General features: G+C 44.5%; 16 protein-coding genes. 14 read left to right on the forward strand and 2 right to left on the reverse strand.

All coding sequences use genetic code 11. From position 1 onward, the window contains the following. The first annotated feature begins 217 nt into the window (after nt 1-217). The 7 genes from Q0R37_RS08150 to Q0R37_RS08180 all read left to right on the forward strand — a co-directional run bounded on the left by Q0R37_RS08150 (nt 218) and on the right by Q0R37_RS08180 (nt 7660). Complete coding sequence (locus Q0R37_RS08150; RefSeq protein ID WP_294753211.1) at nt 218-586, forward strand: GntR family transcriptional regulator; 369 nt, start codon at nt 218-220, stop codon at nt 584-586. A gap of 21 nt (nt 587-607) precedes the next feature. Continuing rightward, nucleotides 608-1495, forward strand: coding sequence for an ABC transporter ATP-binding protein (locus Q0R37_RS08155; protein ID WP_294753213.1), 888 nt, complete (start codon nt 608-610; stop codon nt 1493-1495). Beyond that, on the forward strand, nt 1485-2174 hold the full coding sequence (locus tag Q0R37_RS08160) for a hypothetical protein (protein WP_294753215.1): 690 nt from the start codon (nt 1485-1487) through the stop codon (nt 2172-2174). Before Q0R37_RS08155 ends, Q0R37_RS08160 begins: the two co-directional genes overlap by 11 nt. 10 nt (nt 2175-2184) lie before the next feature. After that, nucleotides 2185-2877, forward strand: coding sequence for a hypothetical protein (locus Q0R37_RS08165; RefSeq protein ID WP_294753217.1), 693 nt, complete (start codon nt 2185-2187; stop codon nt 2875-2877). 433 nt (nt 2878-3310) lie between these two features. After that, nucleotides 3311-4714 carry a hypothetical protein gene (locus Q0R37_RS08170; RefSeq protein ID WP_294753218.1) on the forward strand — a complete coding sequence of 468 codons (1404 nt, stop codon included), beginning with the start codon at nt 3311-3313 and terminating at the stop codon, nt 4712-4714. Nucleotides 4715-5233: 519 nt separating this feature from the next. Further along, on the forward strand, nt 5234-6706 hold the full coding sequence (locus Q0R37_RS08175; RefSeq protein ID WP_294753220.1) for a hypothetical protein: 1473 nt from the start codon (nt 5234-5236) through the stop codon (nt 6704-6706). A 186-nt stretch (nt 6707-6892) separates the two neighbouring features. Continuing rightward, nucleotides 6893-7660 (forward strand): alpha/beta fold hydrolase, encoded by a 768-nt coding sequence (locus Q0R37_RS08180; protein WP_294753221.1) that lies wholly within the window; start codon nt 6893-6895, stop codon nt 7658-7660. Nucleotides 7661-7719: 59 nt separating this feature from the next. Here the strand turns inward: Q0R37_RS08180 and Q0R37_RS08185 are convergent, their stop codons facing one another. After that, the gene (locus Q0R37_RS08185) at nt 7720-8058 is read right to left on the reverse strand and encodes a hypothetical protein (protein ID WP_294753223.1); all 339 of its coding nucleotides are present in this window, start codon (nt 8056-8058) and stop codon (nt 7720-7722) included. A gap of 110 nt (nt 8059-8168) precedes the next feature. Further along, a complete protein-coding gene (locus tag Q0R37_RS08190) occupies nt 8169-8414 on the reverse strand; it encodes a hypothetical protein (protein ID WP_294753225.1) in 246 nt (81 codons plus the stop codon). A 286-nt stretch (nt 8415-8700) separates the two neighbouring features. On the opposite strand from Q0R37_RS08190, the gene Q0R37_RS08195 reads away from it, so the two are divergent. From Q0R37_RS08195 to Q0R37_RS08225, 7 genes are all read left to right on the forward strand, one after another. Continuing rightward, nucleotides 8701-9267, forward strand: coding sequence for a haloacid dehalogenase-like hydrolase (locus tag Q0R37_RS08195; RefSeq protein WP_294753227.1), 567 nt, complete (start codon nt 8701-8703; stop codon nt 9265-9267). Between the two features lie 259 nt (nt 9268-9526). Further along, nucleotides 9527-12970 carry an EAL domain-containing protein gene (locus Q0R37_RS08200; protein WP_294753229.1) on the forward strand — a complete coding sequence of 1148 codons (3444 nt, stop codon included), beginning with the start codon at nt 9527-9529 and terminating at the stop codon, nt 12968-12970. Nucleotides 12971-13183: 213 nt separating this feature from the next. Beyond that, on the forward strand, nt 13184-15871 hold the full coding sequence (locus Q0R37_RS08205) for a dockerin type I repeat-containing protein (protein WP_294753231.1): 2688 nt from the start codon (nt 13184-13186) through the stop codon (nt 15869-15871). 262 nt (nt 15872-16133) lie between these two features. Continuing rightward, complete coding sequence (locus Q0R37_RS08210) at nt 16134-17360, forward strand: triacylglycerol lipase (RefSeq protein ID WP_294753233.1); 1227 nt, start codon at nt 16134-16136, stop codon at nt 17358-17360. A gap of 375 nt (nt 17361-17735) precedes the next feature. Beyond that, nucleotides 17736-19010, forward strand: a complete 1275-nt coding sequence (locus Q0R37_RS08215) for a glycoside hydrolase family 11 protein (RefSeq protein ID WP_294753234.1) — start codon at nt 17736-17738, stop codon at nt 19008-19010. A 192-nt stretch (nt 19011-19202) separates the two neighbouring features. Next, a complete protein-coding gene (locus tag Q0R37_RS08220) occupies nt 19203-19766 on the forward strand; it encodes a sigma-70 family RNA polymerase sigma factor (protein ID WP_294753236.1) in 564 nt (187 codons plus the stop codon). An 11-nt stretch (nt 19767-19777) separates the two neighbouring features. Further along, complete coding sequence (locus Q0R37_RS08225; protein ID WP_294753238.1) at nt 19778-20440, forward strand: hypothetical protein; 663 nt, start codon at nt 19778-19780, stop codon at nt 20438-20440. Nucleotides 20441-20525 lie beyond the last annotated feature (85 nt).

The raw sequence follows: 20525 nt of genomic DNA on the forward strand, positions 1-20525 counted from the left end.
TCTCATAAAGTAAAAATTAACAGTAAAAGCTCCGACTATGTCGGAGCTTTTTTGTCAGGCGGCAGGATTTGAGGCAATTATCGCATTGTGCAATTTCAATAAGTGCAAGTAAAAATGTTTGCACTTTATTGTCTATTATGAATATTGACAAAATCTCGTAACTGTTATATACTGTTTATAGAACACATAAACAGTTGTGCCGAAAGGAGGAGATATCGTGAAGATCTATCAGAACTCAAACGAACCTATCTATAAACAGATAGCAGCTCAGCTCCGTGAGGACATACTCTCGGGGAAGCTTAAAAGCGGAGATCCGCTTCCGTCCATAAGGGTACTTGCTCAGAACCTGAAAATAAGTGTTATAACTACCATGAAAGCATACGAGGAGCTTTCGGAAGAAGGACTTGTTACAGCTTCAAAGGGAAAAGGCTATTTCGTCAATGCACAGGATAAGAAAATGCTTGAAGAGCAGTACCTGAGACAGCTTGAGGTTGACCTTACAAATGCCATAAATTCGGCAAAGATCGCAGGACTCGGACTTGATGAGGTCATCGGGACGCTCAGGACATTGTGGCTTATAGATTAATAAGGAAAGGTGAATAATGATATGGAGAATGCTTTAAAAATAAACGGGGTAGTAAAAAAATACAAGGATTTCACCCTCGGCGAGATAAATACTGTTATCCCAAGCGGATTTGCAACTGCCCTCATAGGTGTCAACGGTGCGGGAAAAACCACGCTTATAGACGTATTATGCGGAGTTACGGGCAAAAACAGCGGAGAAGTCGTATATTTCGATAAGCTGACGGACTCTGACAGCAATGAGGTAAGGAACAGTATCGGCTACTGTTCTTCTGCAAATTTCTTCCCTCTTGACTGGAATCTGAAAAAGATCGAAGCTTCTATGGAGCTTGGCTTTGACGGCTTCAGCAGGGAGCGTTTCGGCGAGCTCTGCAAAAGATTCAAGGTCGGTGATCCAAATGACAGAAAGCAGAAAAAGCTTATGAAAATGTCGGACGGAAACCGCATGAGAACTTACCTTGCGGCTGTGCTTGCAAGAGATACGAAGCTCCTTGTGCTTGACGAGCCTGCTTCTTCTCTCGACCCGCTGGCAAGAGATATGCTCTGCGATATTTTCAGAGAGTACATAGCCGAAGGAAATGGGGAAAGGAGCGTCCTTTTCTCGACACATAACATTGCGGATATGGAATACGCTACGGACTACGCCATATTTATGGCGGGCGGAAAGATAGTTGAACAGGGCTTTGTGGAGGACCTGAAGGAGAAATACATACTTGTTCACGGTGAAGCCGATAAGAGCGAGCAGGCGAAAAAGCTTATGATATCATATATCGGAAACAGCTCCAATTTTGAGGGTATCGCCCTTGCCGAAAATACGGTGCAGCTCTCGCAGCTGGATACGGCAGTTGAAAAGCCAAATCTCCAGCAGCTCAGCGTGGGCATACTCAGAAAGGCGGATAGAGATGGAGAATAAAAGATCATCGGTCTCGTATGGTGAAGCTTACAGGATATATACGGGACGTTCATTCACAAGCAGCATTGTGGTGATCTCCATAGGCGCTGTTGCATTTTTTGCAGGTATTATGCTGTTTATGGCACTTCTTATGCTGGCAGATAATGATGACACTGATCTGAGGTCAAAATCATTTTTCAGTATCACCCTTGCTGCGGTATACTGTAATATGCTTATCATGACACGTATGTTATACTCATTTGATAAAGGTGCCCCGGGGGGAAAATATTTCAGGACAGTAAAGGGCGGTTTTGATACTTTTGCAAAGGCGCAGAAGGCTTTCATAGCCGAAGGCGCAGTCGTAGTTTTTGCGTTCTGTGCTTTCCTTGCATTGCTCGGCGGGCTCGGTATAATAGATATAGGAAACGCTGTAGGAAGTTGCCTTATGCTTTTTATCACTGTATTTCTTGCAAGGGCCATAGCTTCGTTCGGCAGGCTAATAAAAAAACCTGTAACGAGGACAATAGTCATAATGTTTTTGCTTTACATTGTCAATATATTCGGAATAATGCTGATCGAGTCCTCGGGCGGAAAAATAGGTGTTTTACAGATAGTTCCTGCGGCAGCGGCTGTTGTACTTACGATCATTTCCGAAGCTCTGGTGCTCAGGGACTACAGGAAAACACGCTGGGATAATTAAGGAGAATACTATGGATAATTTTATGAAAGCAATGAAAATGTATATAAGGACGGCTGTTCGTCCCATAACTCTCGTTTTCGGACTGGGCGTACCGATAAGCATGATAGCTGCAATGGTCGCCGATCCCGCAAAACAGGGTGAAAAGGATTACGGCTCTATGATCGCCTGCATGGGAATGATGCACGCTATACTGCTGATATTATTCTTCATAGGTAATATCAGCATATCGCAGATGAAGTTTTTCGGTTCTCTGCCTCAGGCAAAGGTGCTTTTCACGGATGTTCCCATTGCGGCTATGGGAACGGTCTGCCTTGTGTTTGATATCGTTACATTTGCGTGTGCATATATCAGGTGTGGAAGCGGTATGGCTGCGGATCTGCTTATCGTGGACGCGGCAAATACCATAACAGCCTGTTTTTTGAATGCGACTATGTCCAAAAAAATTGGGAAAATATACGCGGTATTATCAGCTTTGATCTTCGTTTCGTTCTTTAATCAGATGATAATTCTTACGAGGTTCAGCTTCATAAATAAGGGCTTTGGGGTAACTGTTCCTGTGGCTGCGCTTATCGCTTTGGCGGTGTATATTGTCGGGTTTGCTGCCATTCACTTCTTCATGCAGTGGTGGTGGAAAAAATCGGGAAGAAACTATAACAACAGCTATAACCTCATTGCACAGAATACGACAGCGGGAAATGCCTGATGATGTAAGGAATATAATAAATGTGTGGGAAACAAAGAAGTTAAGATAACGAAAAGAGCCGCTTATGCGGCTCTTTTCGGCTGATTATTTTGTGAGGGAGGGGACTTTTTTGCGTTTGCAAAAGAGTTATGAAAAAAATTTTTTTATTTTGTGTTACACTTTTCATATCATTTGCGTTACTATAAGTAAAGGCTGTTATGTGTAAAAATGCTGCCGCTGATCGGAACGAAAAAAATAAAAACCGGCAGCGTTAATGAAGCAGCCCGGATAATAAAACAGGATTGGGACAAAACAAGCCACGCTTTTCGGCTTGTAATATCATTATCGGAGGTGAGCTTTTTTACATCTGCGGAAGACTGCTTTTCTGCACAACAGGCAGTATAGGGGCGGAACGGGATTTTTACGGATATACTAATATAAAGGAGTAATGATGATGAAACTGATGAAAAACATCTCAGCTGCTTTGATCGCGGCATCGGTAGCTGCGTCAGCAATGCAGATGACGGCTTCGGCAATGGAGCCCGACAGCGGTAAGACCTATAAGGTCATGATGATAACCTTTGACCCTGTATTCGACGTGGACGGTCAGGAAGTCAAGATGCACGACCTTATGGGCGTTCTTGATGTTGAGAATAAGGCCATTTCCGAATGGAATGATCCGAATAAGCTTGCAGATAGTTTTGCAGACGCAATGTCGGAGGTCAGCTACGGAAATGTGAATTATACCATCTCCGAAAAGATCGAGCTTGATGAATTACCGAAGGATAAAAACGGCAAGGCTTATACCAAAGAAGAATACTATAATACCCTTGTGGAAGCCTGCAACGCGACTGACGGCAGATACTGGGATTATGAAGGCTGGGGAAAACAAGAATTCAATTTCGATTATGACAGCTATTTCAATGAGTACCATGTGTATGACAAGGTGAACAGCGGCGAAATAGACGAAGTATGGTTCTTCGGCGGTCCTATGGCGGGCGTTACGCTCAATGAGACAATGATGACGGGAAAGGACGCTTTTTGGGTAAACGGTGAAGCATTAGTAAAAGAGGATTGCAGGAATTTCATTACGTATGGCTTCAACTATGAGCGCGGACTCGGGGAAATGCTTGAGGATGCAGGTCACCGCACAGAATCCATAATGTGCAATATCTTCGGACCGACTGATTATTCAAAGGATTATTCAGAGTATAACGAATGGGAGAAATTCACGGCTTACGACCTTGTATCAAAGGGAAATGCAGGTGTGGGAAGTGTTCATTTTGCTCCCAACAGCAAAACGGATTATGATTGGGGAAATCCTGAGGAAGTTCTGTCATACTGCGATAACTGGAAAAATTATCCCGATCTTTCGGGCGATCCAAGAATCGTTACCTGCGATGACTGGGGCGGCGGAGATATCGCAGAGCACCACAAATGGTGGTTCGAGCATTTACCTCATGCTGATGGTATAAACGAGGAAACAGGAAATTATAACAACTGGTGGAAATACTTCTCCCTCGACTATCTTAATGACTCAATCGAGGAAAAACATGATATTACCAAGTGCAGCTTCAGCAAAATTCCCGATGTTACATATACGGGAAGTCCTGCTGAACCCTCCGTTACTGTTACAGACGGAGATAAGGTGCTGACTCTGAATGAGGACTATACTGTCAGCTATGATAACAACATCAATGTAGGTACAGCATCTGCCGTGGTACAGGGAATCAACGGCTATGAGGGAACATATGTCGTGAACTTTGAGATAGTTCCCGCTGAGGAACCCGAATATCCTCAGAATTCTTTGCTCAGCCTCATTATGATGCTTTTGAAGATGATCTTCGGTATTTTATGATCGTTTTCATAAAAACTCTTTTTTGCTTTTTTGATTTTGTAATACATTCACTCTCTCTCATTATTTTATAACGCTTACGGCGGAAAGGCAGAAGCTTCAGGTATGAAGCTTCTGCTTTTTTTCTTGCGTGAAGATGCCTGTATGATTTTTTTGGAAAAGATGTAACACTTTCATTTGTTTGTGCGATTATTATATATGAAAGGCAAAATAAGTTTTAAGCATTTGCGGACAGGCGCTGCACAATGCGGAATAGGTGACATATATCACGCAGAAAGTGACAAATGTCATCTTACGGTATCTATAAAAAAGTTATATTATAATGACATAGTCAGAAACGACGCGATAAAAGTCAGCATTTTGAAATGCTGAGAAAAACGGCTGCATGACTGCGGTCATATTTTGGGAGGTGAGATAACAGGCAGGAGATGCTCCTGTTATGGATAAGTAATAACAGTACGTACTAAAAACGTGAAACGATCATTACCAAGCTTTTAATTCTATTAAAAAGGAGAAATTACTATGAAAAAAACTACACTCATCATAACATTCGCTGCGGCGATCTGTTCACTTACTTCATGCGATAATAAACTGAATATACCTGTGCAGATGAATGATCCGAACACGGGAAACATAAATGCGGCAGCAGATGTAAAAGCTTCACAGGCTGCTGCGGAGACAGGAAAAGCTTCAGATAAAAAGGATAATGTCTCATATGAGGATATTGCTTATGATCTGGTCGAAAAATACTATGTGATGATGCCGCAGTTCCTCTATAAATTCAATACGTATGTCGATAACGATGATACCGTTACGTTTAATCTTGATCTACCAAATTCCGGCGGCAGGACAGAGAATGTGACCTTCGGACATATCTCGGGTAAGGGGCTGGAATTCAATTCTCCCGATGATATTACGGCTTACTCCAAGACTGTATACTCAGAGAGATATGAAAATAACGGTATCGGTTATGAATTTGTGGATATCAGCGACAGGTATAATGAAGGCGACCATATTGATGACGCTGATATTGATACTCGAAACGGACTTTATTATTCGGATTTCATCAATTACAAGGGCAGGATGTATGTGAATATGAACCCGTTCAACGGCGGATTTATCGGTCATATGAAGCCCAATGAGCCTATAATCATAACCGATGTTACAGATAATTCGTTCAGAGCATATTATCCCAATATCTGCGGAAGCTTCGGTGCTGTTTCTTCACTGGGCTGCGACGTTGTCGATTTTATTATCGACCCGAGCTGCGGTGACTGGAGGATAGATAACCTTGACCCAAAACCATACTCGTTATATACGGAAAAAATGGAGGAGCTGTCAGTTGCCGATACTATAAAGGATACTGACGATCTCTCGGCAGCTGATTATACAGAGGCACGTAAGAGATTTCTCGAGGCAATGAAACAGTTTGAAGAAAAACAGGATAATGAAGAGCTGTTTATTGAAGACGCTCCCGAAAAAAATGAATTCACAAAGGGCGTATCGGACGGCAATACATACACCTCGGAATATGCGGGCTTCAGACTTACTTCGCCTGCGAATACGGAGTTTCTTGATGAGACCGATCTCTATACCGAGTACATGATGCCCACAAGGTTTATGTATGAGGAGGAAAGAGAACATTATCTTACTGCCGTAAAGGACGCTTCGGTATACTATTCCGACACCTACGGCAACATAAGCGTTTGGTTCTACAACATCAGGGAAAGATACCCAAAGACCGAGAATATGTCGGCTGAAGACTTTATACAGAGAGAGTTCCGCAACGATCACGGAAAGGGCGACTTGGAGGAAATGAGCGGGCCCGATGCGGTTAACATCTGTGGTAAGGAGTACTTAAGGATAGCTTCCGCTGACAGTTCAGATCCTCATTCTTCATACGTGAGAAAGATAGATGATACCTGCATTGTTGTGATAAATGCTGTGGGAAGCGCTGTCGATGATATAGAAAGCAGATTTGAAGCTGTCGGCTGATCGCCTTTATCAGGGGATATCAATACCTGTTATCGTGAATGAGGGTATTAAAATGAGAAAAGATGCAGGAGCGTTATGCTCTTGCATCTTTTTTATGTTTATAATGATTTTTATAGCCATATTGACAAAATGTACAGCGTCTGATATAATTTATGAAAATAATATCTTTTTCGGAGAATGATAAATATGAAAGAATTCTATATAAACAGTGACGGAATACGCCTTCATGCAAAGCTTGACCGTCCCGACGATACCTCAAAAGGACCGCTCTGCATACTTGTTCACGGGTTTACAGGCCATATGGAGGAAGAACATATCGTCACAGTTCAGAAAGCAATGAATGAAGCAGGCGTTTCGGTACTTCGTGCGGAGATGTACGGGCACGGTAAAAGCGACGGCGAATTCAGGGAGCATACCCTGTACAAATGGGTGACCAATGCTCTTGCAGTGGTCGGATATGCCAAAAAGCTCGGCTTTGTGACAGAGCTTTATATGTGCGGTCATTCGCAGGGCGGACTGCTTACCATGCTGACAGGTGCTATGTGTGCGGACGACTTCAAAGCTATCGTTCCGCTGTCACCTGCATGGATGATACCCGAAAACGCAAGGGAGGGCATAGTCCTCGGAAATAAATTCGATAGTGAACACATACCCGAAAAGCTGGCAAGCGAAAGCTGGGAGATATCGGGAGATTATATCCGCACAGCTCAGACTATCCATGCGGAGGAGTCTATTGCAAGGTTCAAAAAGAAAGTACTGATCGTTCACGGTGACGAAGATGATATAGTTCCTTTCTCTTATGCGGAAAAAGCTGCGGAGCTTTATAACGATGCGGAGCTTGCTGCGATACACGGTGCGGATCACTGCTTTACAGGTCATCTTGATGAGCTTGCCGATATCATAAGCTTTTTTTTCGCAGGACGTGTGAGTGACCGATACGGACTTATGAAATAACGGCAGGGCAGAGAAATTTATCTCTGCCCTGTTTTTTTATACGGCTGCCGAAGTTATCCTCACGATAACCTGAAATCGTATTCCTGCGGCTCGCTTACGCCTATAGAGATATACCTTACTTTACCGTTGAGCTGTTCTGCTTCCTGTCCGAAATACCAGCCCTTATAACGCTTGCAGTGCTTTCTGAGAGCCTTTGCGGCGGTTTTCATAAGTGTATCCGATATCTCGTTTTTGTCCATTATCGCAAACTGTCCGTGTATAAGACAGGCGCCGTCGGCAGTGAGTCCGCTTGGCGAAAAGCTCAGGCAGGTACTGTTCATGGAGTCATACACGCAGTAAAAGGTCCCGAGGGTGTCGGAGTCTATCCTTTCTGTTACAACAGGTATATCCTTTTTCATGATACAGTAGTTATCGGTGCAGTGGCTCGCGGAATATGTAATGCCTATATGTGGCAGTTCTTCAATGCATGAGAATATTTCGGGCTGTTCAGTCGGCAGACCTGCTTATTTTATACATTCTCTGTTTTTTTTACGCGCCATGTTCTGCTGAGATCGGAAAAGCACATATCCTTGTGTACCGACATCAGGTCGGGACGGACGCTTTCCTTGAGATTATGGATCGTTCTGCCCGATCTGTATTTGGTATGATATTCGTTGGGGTGCTCTGAGCAAAGCTCTGCGTATCTGTCCTTGTATTTTAACGCCAGTTCCTTTGCTTTTTCTGTAACAGCAATAAACTCACTGTATGAATACATCGCCTTCACCTTCTTTTTTTATTATTATATCAGGCCGCATGGGTTCAGTCAAGCTTTTGAAAAGCGATGAGCTGCTCCGACTTACGGCGGGGAGAGGTATGAAGATGAGGATTTTGCATTTTCTTTCGGAGTGTGGTATAATTGATGTGTACTGAATGAACGGTCTCGGGCAGCGCTGTCTGTCACTTCATGCACCATGGCAGCCGAAAACGGCTTTAAAAAGATGTATAAAGTCAATTTCAGGCTGCTGTCAGTGTGTATACAAATATAAGCCGCGGAGGAAAACATGAAAGTATTCGATTTCGATAATACGCTGTATCACGGGGAAAGCTCCGTTGATCTTGCACTGTACATGATAAGGAATAACAGAAGGATAATCCTGTATCTGCCGAAGATCTTCTATAACCTGATAAAGTACAAGCTCTGCATCGCGGACAAGAAAAAAATGGTCGCCGCTATCAATGATTTCCTGAATAATGCCTTACGCAGCAAAAAGGAGATCTATAACGCTGTTAACGGCTTCTGGGATAAGAACAGGCATAAGCTGGACAGGAAGCTGCTGGACAGGATAGGCAGTGAGGACGTTATAATAACCGCAGGTCCCGACTTCCTCATAAACGGTATACGTGACCTTATCAACACCGACCACATCATTTGCAGCAGCATCGACCCTGATAAAATGAAGGTCAGGTATCTTAATTTCGGGGAAAACAAAGTCAGAGGCTTTAAGGCTTTGTACGGAGAAAAGCGTATAGACAGCTTCTATACCGATTCCTACAACGATAAAGCCCTTATGGATATTTCCGACAGAGTTTTCATCGTAAAAAAAGGCAGACTCAGAAGAGTGAAATAGTTATCGTATATTGCCGCCTTGTCAGATCGGGGCGGCTTTTTTATGGCTGTCACGGCGGCAGGCTGCGGCTTTTACAGCGGTATCTCCTTGGGGAGAAGCATATAAAAGCGCCGGAAAGGTCCATGCAATATTTCGGACTGAAAAAGTATATGTAAACACATTATTAAGAATTGGCAATTTTATTGATTTATTCTCGGGAATGTTGTATAATAATAGATGATTGATACAAAAGCTCTGCTTTTTGGTCAGGAGGATATTTATGATATACAACGATCCTGTTTTCTTGAAAATTGCTGAAGCACTGCTGGTCGAATATACCAGTGTTTACTATATAAACGCAAAAACCAACGAATATCAGTGGTACTCTGCCGATCCCGAATTTCAGTCCCTTCATATAGAGCAGGGCGGCAGGGACTTTTTCAAAAACCTTAAAAGAGACGCCGATAAGGTCATTTATGAGGAGGATAAGCATATCTTTATGCAGGATATCCAGAGGGATCACCTCCTTTCCCTTGTAGGCAAGGGCGCAAAGCAGCGGATAGAATACCGCCTTATGATCGAAGGCAAGCCTGTTTACCACGCTCTGAGCCTCATAAGAGGCATAGATGAGGCTGATGATTGCTTCATTCTCGGCGTAAAGAATGTTGACAAGGAAGTAAGAGACAGACAGCAGGCTGAAAAAAATGAGCATGAGCTTGAGATATATAATCAGATCGCCGAAAGCCTTGCAGGTCATTTCGATACCCTCTATTATGTGGATATGGAGACAAACGAGTACTTTGAGTACTCTTCCACGGATACATACAAGAGCCTGAACATACCCGCGAGCGGTGAGGATTTTTTCAGCGAGAGCCTGAAAAATCTGAAGAAATATGTTCACCCCGACGACCGTGAAAAGGTCATACCCATGTTTGAAAAGCGCACTATCCTGAGAAAGCTTAAAAGCGCAAGGATGTTCAGCATGACCTACAGGCTCATTATGTTTGAAAGTCTGATGAACTGCCGCTGCGTCCTTGTGTGGGCAAGCGATAAAAAGCATATCCTCGTGGGTATCGAGAACATTAATGACGAGGTCAGGGCAAGCGAGCTGCTGGAGGAGACAAAAAAACAGAGCTTTACATACGGACAGATAGTAAACAGCCTCGCCCTGCGCTATGACGTCATATACTACGTCAACGGCGAAACAGGTGAGTATTCAAGGTATACCTCGGACGGCGTTACCACAGATCCCTCCCTGAGCTTTGAAGGAATGAATTTTTATTCCGAAGCTGTGGATATCATAAAAACACAGGTCCATGCAGAGGACAGGGACAGGATACTTTCCATCATTGATAAGGACTATATCATTACTGCTCTGGGATATACCAGTCAGTACAGCGAGGATTACAGAATTCTTGCGGACGGCAGGATAGAGCACACAAGGCTCACTGTCATGCGGGCCAACGATAATCTGCATTTTATTGTCGGCCTTGAAAATATAGATGAAGAGGTAAAGAAAGAACAGGAGCAGATAGAGGCTCTCAGACGGGCTAATGAGCTCGCAAGACGCGACGTCCTGACAGGTACGAGAAATGTTACCGCCTTTCGTGAGTTTGAAGCTTCTATACAGAAAAGCATAGACAGCGGAGCAGGCCATTCTCCGTTTGCTGTCGTTGTCTGCGATATCAACGACCTTAAGCATATCAATGATACCCAGGGACACGAAGCGGGTGATGAGTATATCAGATCGTCTTGCAGGATGATATGCGGTATTTTTGCTCACAGCCCCGTTTTCAGGATAGGCGGCGATGAGTTTGCTGCTGTTCTCGTCGGAAATGACTACGACAAACGTGTTTCTCTTGTGGAAATGCTCAGCAGAAGATCACGTGAGAACTTCAGACAGAACAACGGTCCCGTTGTAGCTGTGGGAATAGGCGTGTACGACAGGGTCAACGATAAAAAGGTCTCGGACGTCTTCAAACGCGCTGATGAAAATATGTATGAGGACAAGGAGAACATAAAGTCGGAAACCTATGACGGCGTCAGCGAGAAACAGGGCGAGGGACCTGTACGTATCCCCGCAGAGCGTAAAAGACTGCTGGACGGTATGTTCAGGATGAACTGCATATCGGCTGAGGGTGTGTATATCTACCTCTGCGATATGAAGTATGACTTTTCAAGATGGTCAAAGGCTGCTGTGGATTCATACGGACTTCCGTCGGAGTATATGTACGGCGCGGGTGCAATATGGGAGGAGCATATCCATGAGGAGGACAAGGAGGCTTACCGCAGAGGCATCGCGGATATCTTTGCGGGAAACCAGAGCGGTCACGATATGCAGTACAGGGCAAGAAGGATCAACGGCGAATATAATGTCTGCACCTGCCGCGGTATCGTGCTCAAGGACGAAAACGGCGAGCTTGATTACTTTGTGGGTACTATAAGAGATCACGGCGTACACAGCAATTTAGACAGCCTTACGGGACTCAGCAATCAGTACGGGTTCTTCGATGAGGTGCAGTTCAATATCGTCAAAAACAAGGAAATGCTCATAGCTATCGTCGGTATTGCTAAGTTTTCGGAGATAAATGAGATATACGGATACCATTTTGGAAATCTCGTGCTTCAGAAATTCGGACGTTTCCTTTTTGAACACGTCGGGAACTGCGGCAGTGTGTTCAGACTTGACGGAACAAAGTTCGCTGTTCTGAGTACGTCTCTGACTGTAAGGGAGACAATGGCGAGATATGATGATATGCGCTCGTATTGCAGAGAAAGCATGGTCATTGACGATAAGAATATAATTTTAGAGCTGAATTCAAGCCTTATCGAAATAGATAATTTCAATATTGACTCGCAGACTGTGATGACCTGCCTGACATTTGCCTATAATGAGTCAAAAACCAAAAAGCACGGAGATCTTGTTGTGTTCGATAACGATCTCGGCAGCGGCAATAAGCAGAATGTCGAGAAATTCCATACGATCAGAGCTTCGATCACACAGGGGGTTAAGGGCTTCTACCTTATGTATCAGCCCGTGGTGGACGCAAAGACGGAGAAGCTCATAGGCGCTGAGGCGCTGCTCAGGTGGAAAAGTGAAGAGTACGGAGTAGTTCCGCCTGATATGTTTATCCCGCTGCTGGAAAAGGACCCTCTTTTCCCGTCGCTGGGCAAGTGGATAATCGAAACTGCGATCAGGGATGCGGGGGAGATCATCAAAAACGATCCCGATTTCATTATCAATGTCAATCTGTCTTACTCGCAGATAGAAAAGGCGGATTTTGTGGATATGGTCATGGATATCCTTGATAAGACAGGCTATCCTCCTGAAAATCTCTGCCTCGAAATTACCGAACGGTGCAGGCTCCTTGATATCGACCTTCTGAAGAATACGGTATGCAGCCTCAAAAGCAGAGGCGTAAAGGTCGCTCTCGATGATTTCGGTACAGGCTTTTCGTCTATCGGAGTAGTCAAGGACCTTCCCTTCGATACCATAAAAATAGACAGGAGCCTTGTCCGCAATATAGAAAATGACATCAAGGAGAGAGAGCTGATAAAAACCTTTGTTATGATGTCAAATACCTGTGATTCGCTTGTTTGTGTGGAAGGCATCGAAACCGAACGCATGGCTGAGATACTCAGACAATACGATGTTCACAGCTTTCAGGGGTATTATTATTCAAAGCCCCTGATCTGCGACGATTTCCTGAAATGGAGAAAATGAGCTGCATAACAGGTGAAACAGCACCGCACGGTTTAAGCCGGGCGGTGCTGTATTCATAAAAAGTTTACTATTTCAGCCGCACATTTCACCGTTCTCATACGTTAAAATATACAGAGCAAAAATACGATAACCTCTTGCATTTATACAGATATCGTTATATAATGAAGTAAAGCAGCTTTATGCTGCAAATCTGAAGAATGGCAGGTGAATATTATGAAACTCAGGAAGATAGCTGCTGCATTTGCCGCTGCTGCAGCTGCGATCACCCCTCTTTCGGCGGACAGGCTTTCCGTGTTCGTTCCTTCCGCTGTGTATGCGGCTGACCACGCTATGGGTGCTGCGCTTCCCGAATGGATACCCGACAGCTTTGAAAGCGCTCTTGAATTCAGAAATACCTACGGTGCTACTCTTGTAAGGGACGGTCTTGTATGTGTTGTGTTCAAGGAGAGCATGGCGGGCTCATCAGATGGTGAGCAGCAAGTGTCACGCTATGAGATCAGGACTACGGAAGGCATGATGAAAGAGCTCAAACGTGAAACTTATTCCTCGGAAAGTGCGGAGACAGGCAGCTGCTATGAAGTGGCGGTATACTATGCTCCCGAGAAGCAGGGCGAGTTTGCTGTGGCGCTCACCGACAAGTGGGTACAGATATGCATAATGCCCGAGAACGGATATGATCCCGTTCTGGAGAACAATACCCTTGCTCAGAAGGCGGGGATCGATCTTGGAGGCGTTAACGCTTCTGCTTTCTATTCCTTTGAAGTGGACAAGGATATGGAGATAACCGAAACTGATATCTACGGCTGGCTTCCCGACTGCGCTGCCGAGTACGAGGCTTATAAGGAGAAGAACGGCGCCGTATCCGCAAGGGATGATCTCGTCCTGTTCTGCATTGACAAAGCTGTCGGTACGGCATACAGCTGGACATCAGCCGCAGACGAGGATATGTTCACGGAGCTGTTCCGCTCGTCCTGTTCAATGGAGACGGCAAGGCTCACTGACGGAGGCACACAGCGCTTTGTTGCGGTTTACAGGGCTCTGAACAGCGGAAAAGGCATCATCAGATGGGAGCTTTCAGGTTACGCAGATGACGGGATACCGCCTGTGGTTAAGACTCTGACTGCTGATTGCTCCGCAGCTGACGATAAGCATAATATAACTCTTGATGATTCATATATTGATGATGCATATTTCTCGTTTTCAAGCTACAGCCTTTATTCGGGAGACCTTAAAGCTTCATCAACGGAGATATATGATAAGTATAAGGGCACGGAGTCGGCTGTCATAAGGTCAAAGACAGAGCTTACGGACTTCCTTTCGGAATATCTTGAAGAAAAGGCACTGAATAAGTTCGTGTCGCAGTATTCGGATACATTCTTCGGGAATTATGTACTTGTGCTGGGGACTTACCTTGACCCGTATCAGGGACGTGTTTTCAAGCATGGATTCAGGGACGCGGTATACAGGGACGGAAAGCTCGTGATAGATCATACCTCTGTGGTAAGTGCAGTCCGTATGAGAACATCGTGCTTCGATATCCTTAAAGCGGAGATACCTAAGGAGCAGTATGACGGCTCGGATGTGGTATGGAAGGACGAGGAGATACTTGAGCAGGACTGCAAGCGCATCAGCGTCATTGATGCCGATACGGGAAAGCCCATAGAGATACCGTATGACGATGTACTGGACCTGTTCTCAAATGCAATGAAGTACTGCGAGGGAAGCAATCCTTATTACTGCGATAACAGGACTGCCATTTCAAAATGGACGGAGCTGAAGCTCGACGCGGACTGCCTGCCCGAGGGCTATGAGCCGTGCAGCGAAGATCCTGTGGTGATAACCGAATATCCTTATAATTCGGCTGATATCGTTTTCAATGTAAGAAAAGCGGGCAATGTCGGCAAGGTATGCGCCATTGACAAGATCTCGGCGGCGACAAGAGGTCTGAAGGAAGAAGGCATAATAAGCGGTTTGAGTTCTGCGGTGGTTTCTTCGGTCTCGGAGCTGTCAGAGGTGCTTTCGCGTTATCTTGCGGACGAGCTTCAGAAGGAGCTCACCGAAAAGTATAACGGCGACTTCTTCAAAGACAATGTGCTGTTTCTTAATTTCACCATAGATTCCACAGGAGGGAAAAGCATAAGTATTGAGGATACTGTTGTGTCCGACGGAAAGATATCGGTCTACTATATCAAGCCCTCTCCCGATTACGGAATATGCAATACGGATTACTTCTGCATCATGCAGCAGGCTGTTCCGAGAAGCTCTTACCATGATGAAAAGGTGGAGTGGAAGTGCCTCGGTGACGTGAACGGGGACAAGGTGTTCGGCATCGCTGATATGCTGATCCTCAAAAAGTGGCTGGCGGGCGCGTCGGATGCAGCGATCCCCGACTGGACAACGGCTGACCTTTGCAGAGACGGCAGGATAGACGTTTTCGATCTTTGTATGCTGAGAAAACAGCTTATAAGCATTGGCGGCGGGTATCTGACTTCTCCTTATAACTATGATTATACCATGACCGTTGACGTGCATTACGGCGGTCGGGGATACGACGGCAGAGAGCTTAAAAGCGAGGATTTTCAGTGCGGATACAATATCTCCAAGGGAGATATCTTCTGTGAGGAAACGGACGGAAAATGGACTAAGGTACGATCTGCCGACTTAGCCGAGGCTCCTGTCATACTTGAGATAATTGACATTACGGACGAGGGCATACAGGTGAAGCAGCGGCAGAACGGAGAGGCTTCTTTCAGGACGATCGGGCTCGGTGAGGAGCTGGATCTGTTTACCCTGAATATCGTGTATGACGGAAGAAATCATTCGTATAAGGTGAGATTTTCAAGAGAATACGCTCTGCCTGTATACGGTATCGACTATGACTACAGTTACGTGAAAAACTGATAAGCGTTTTATGTGATCTGAAGACAGGGCTGCGTAACATCACGGTTACGCAGCCTTTTTATATCTGCGCTGCTTCGGCTGTTTATTGACAAAGCCCGTTCATTGATGTATAATTTTAGTGAGATGCGGTGATGCACCTGATATCGCTGATAAATGGGGGGAATATATGAAAATACTGTCACTTTTGATAAAAATCATGCTTTCCTTTTGTGCAGTCAATATATATGTAATCTCACTTATGTATCTGCACGGAGCAGGGAAAGTGCTTGCGGTAACTGCAGGCATCATATTTATACTCATGCTCTGTGTTATCCCGTGCCGCTCTAAGGAGGGCGGAAGACTCGGGCGTATGCACCGCGGGAGCGAGCTTATGAAGGTATTCCTTGTTGACGCGGCGGCAGAGCTGATACTTGATATATATCTTGCTGTAAGCGGCAAATGGGGAGCTATCGCCACTGTAAACTGCATTATTGCAGTTCTTCTGCTGGCTCTGATGTTTATTGTCTCCATCGTGAGAATATATGCAGGCTCCGCACAGATAGGCGTGAAATGGAGACTGCTGGGGCTTATATTCGCATTTATCCCTGTAATAAACCTTGTGATACTCTTTAAGATGATACGGCTCACAGACGATGAGTATGAGCTGGAATGCAGCAGGCTCCAGCTTGACCGTTCACGTGAGAATGAAAAAGTCTGCGCCACAAAATATCCCATACTTATGGTGCACGGAGTTTTTTTCAGAGATATAAAAGCCTTCAATTACTGGGGCAGGATACCCAAGGCACTCGAAAAGAACGGTGCGAGGATATACTACGGTTCACAGCAGTCGGCAGACTCGGTTGCAGGCTGTGCGGCTGAGCTTAAAGCAAAGATAGACGAGATAGTGGAAAAGGAAAAGTGCGGAAGGGTCAATATAATAGCTCACTCAAAGGGCGGACTTGATTCAAGATACGCTATTTCGGTGTTGGGAGCGTCGGATAAGGTCGCAAGCCTCACTACTGTCAATACTCCGCACAGAGGATGTCAGTTTGCGGAATATCTGCTTTCTAAAGCGCCTGAGGGCTTCAGGAACGGAATTGCAGACAAGTACAATGCTGCTCTGAAAAAGCTGGGTGATACCTCTCCTGATTTTATAGCGGCAGTTTCCGACCTTACGGCGTCAGCCTGCGAGGAAATGAACAGGAAATGTGAGGACGCTGAGGGCGTATTTTATCAGAGCGTGGGCTCGCGTTCGGCATCGGCTAAGGGCGGACGGTTCCCCCTTAACCTTTCTTATCATCTGGTAAAGTACTTTGACGGCCCGAACGACGGACTTGTTGCGGTAGACTCCATGAAATGGGGAGAAGCTTTCCATTTTGCGGAACCAAGCGGCAGAAGAGGCATAACTCACGGCGATGTTATCGACCTTAACCGTGAGAATATAAAGGGCTTTGACGTAAGAGAATTCTACGTGAAGCTGGTCAGTGACCTGAAAGAAAGAGGTCTCTGAGAATATCCGATAAAATTTAAGTATGTTGATATCATGGATATCAATAACAAGAAACGACTTGTGTTTTTGCGGAAATACATTTCTTTATGTCAAGCTTATTTTGCTCCGAACTATGTTCGGGAAACAAACAGCTCATATGATTCAGAGAGGAAGTGATCCTATGAGATCTGGGAATATCAAAAAAGTACTGGCGATCACGGCTTTGGCATCAGTAATTGTTTCGTCTGTTCCGTTTTCAGCTTCTGCTGAAAGTCTGATGGAAGAAGGAAATATAGACGGATATGATTATGAATTATACAATCAGAACTGTTCGGGCGAATTTACAATGGAGCCCAAAGCAGGTTCTTTCATCATTTCATGGAAAGACATAGAATTATGTATGGCTTCCATTGGAAAAAAAACGATCTGCTTCAGAAAAACGGCAAGGATATGGAAAATGTCTCTTTTAGCTATGACCTTGACTTCTCACCCTGCGGCGATGCTTACTTCGGTGCATATGACCGGACTCAGGATCCTTCCGTTGAATACCATATAATTGAAAGCTGGAACGAACATGAACCTCCTTCGGTTTCAAATAATCTTTTATCAGGTACAGCTGTCATCAACGGAAACGAATATGATGTTTTCATGATGTACCGCATAAATCAGCCCGGGCTCGACGGAACAGAGTCATTTCCTCAGTACTGGAGCGTACGTAAGGAAAACGCTGTACAGAATAATACTGATGACCACATAGAAGGCGCTATAGATATTTCCAAGCATTTTGCCTCGTGGGAAGCTTTCGGATTTGATACATCAGGCGCTTTATATGAAGCAATGTTTTTTGTGGAAGGCTACCGCTCAAGCGGAACAGCAGAGCTGAAGAAATTGAATTTTGAAGAAGGACAGGACAGCTCGCCCCTCGATATTAAGCCGAATAAGTACTATAATACTTTAAGGGGCATAATTGACGATGACGGCTACTATTACAAATATGATCTGGATAATTATGATACCAAATATAATAATGATAGATGGTCATCCCGAGAAAATGCGAATTTAAGGTATAGTCCCGTAAGCTTTGAGGGAATAGGTTCTTTGCGCGTTATCGACCATAATTCGCCGTCGCAGGGACCTTGCTTCCCCGTTGATAAGGAGTTCTTCTTTGCAGGAGATGCCTACAGCTTAGGTGCTGTTGTCATGCAGAACGAAGCAGCCTCTGCGGACTTTGCACTGGTTATGGAATATACCGATGCAGACGGCTGTATTCAGCGCGAAATACTCGCGGAAGCCAGCGCTCCAACAGGAAAATGGACAGAGCTTTTCAACACCTCATTCGCTATCCCCGAAAGCGCATCGGATTTTTCATTCTTCATAGAAACTCCTGATTATACAGGCGATTTCTACGTTGACGATGCTTATGAAGCTTTAGAAAATGTCGAACCGTTTGCAAAAGTAACGGCGGAGAATGCTTACCCTCAGAATGGTGATCTGAACCGTGACGGCGTTATAGATGTATTCGATCTCTCGGCACTCAGGAGAGCGATCATCAGGCTGGTCATGAATAATAATGAGCCTCCTGCGAATTCTGATGCAAACGGTGACGGCATAGTAAATGTTGCCGATCTTGTATATTTGCAGAGATACCTTCTCGGAGCCCCGACCGAGTGATCGGGCAGCTTCTCCGATCATGACAGTATAACGGAATAATGTATGACAGCTCCCGCTCGGGAGCTGTTTGTGTTTGCGGCGGTTCACGAAAATTGTTAAATAAAAAAACAATCTTTTTATATGCTACACTTTTATGTTATAATGTAAATATATATAATGATGCTTTTTTTCGGCGAAAGGAGGAAGCAAGTATTGAAGCACAGTGAGTACCAACAGCTTTTGAAAACAGATAAGTGCAAAGCGCAGCGCACTGTATTCGACGAGTATCTCAACTACGTTTATACCATCGCATTCAACCGCCTGCGAAGCTGTGGTAGCCGCGAGGACGTTGATGAGTGCGTGAGTGATATTTTTAAGGATATATTCGACTCATATGAAAACAAACCCATCGCAGACAATGATATAAAAGGCTTTATCTCAACTGTTGCGCTGAGGAAGTCGGCAGCGTATTACCATAGATTGTGCAGAAACAAAAACAGCATCTCATTGGATGATGAGCATACAGATACTTTTCCGTCAGACGAAAATATTTCCGAGTCGGCTGAAAAAAATGAAATGCGCCGTACTCTCATGAAGCTTATTGAAAGTCTCGGTGAACCCGATTCGACCATAATAATACAGAAATATTACTACGGACGGAACTCATTTGAAATTTCCGGATTTGTTTCGCTTACGCCTGCAATGATAAGGGTACGCAGCAGCAGAGCATTGAAAAAGCTCCGCAGACTGCTTTCGGATAATGACATATCTATTTGAAGGAGATCTTTATGAAAAAGAAATTGGATCTTAAAATACTTGAGAATTCGGATATAAAAACTATTGAGGCGCTTTCGTATAAATACAGGGCCTTGGATGATGCTGAGGCCGAAAAGATATTCAGACGTATAACAAATGATACCGAGGAATATTACGAGGAAGCTCAGGAACACAATGTTGAGATCTACCACAGGCCCATATGGAGGAAAGCTCTTTCCGCCGCTGTTTCTCTGACAATAGTTGCAGGAATAACAACACTCGGATCGCTTTTTTATTCTCAGCTCAAAAAAAGCGACAGCTTAAATAATACAGCATCTTATTCAGCATCGGACAGCCTTGAAAACACATTTACTCCTGTAGCAATAACCGATGATTACAATGGAGATATTCTCGGTGTCAGAAACTGGCATATTGAAAAAGCAAAAAATAATAAATACGGAAATACTCTGTCCGTCAAGTTCGTAAACGATGATACAGGCTCTGAATTTGCTTATTCAGAATGCAGTGAAGATAAGCCCTATGCTTATCTTGCAGACCTTGATAATGACGGGACCAATGAGCTGATATGCAATAAAGTATTCGGAATATTTGGCGGAACTACCAACGATCATGCCGTGATATACAGACTCAGGGGCGAAACGATCGAAGAACTCTGCCTTTTTGACCGGTCATGAAGCAGGCTCCTGACCGAAAAACGCATACACCGGATACAGATAATACGCAATAAACATCATACTGCCAATTTCAAAAAAGGAGGTA

Source organism: uncultured Ruminococcus sp. (assembly GCF_946415235.1).
Classification (GTDB): Bacteria; Bacillota; Clostridia; order Oscillospirales; family Ruminococcaceae; genus Ruminococcus.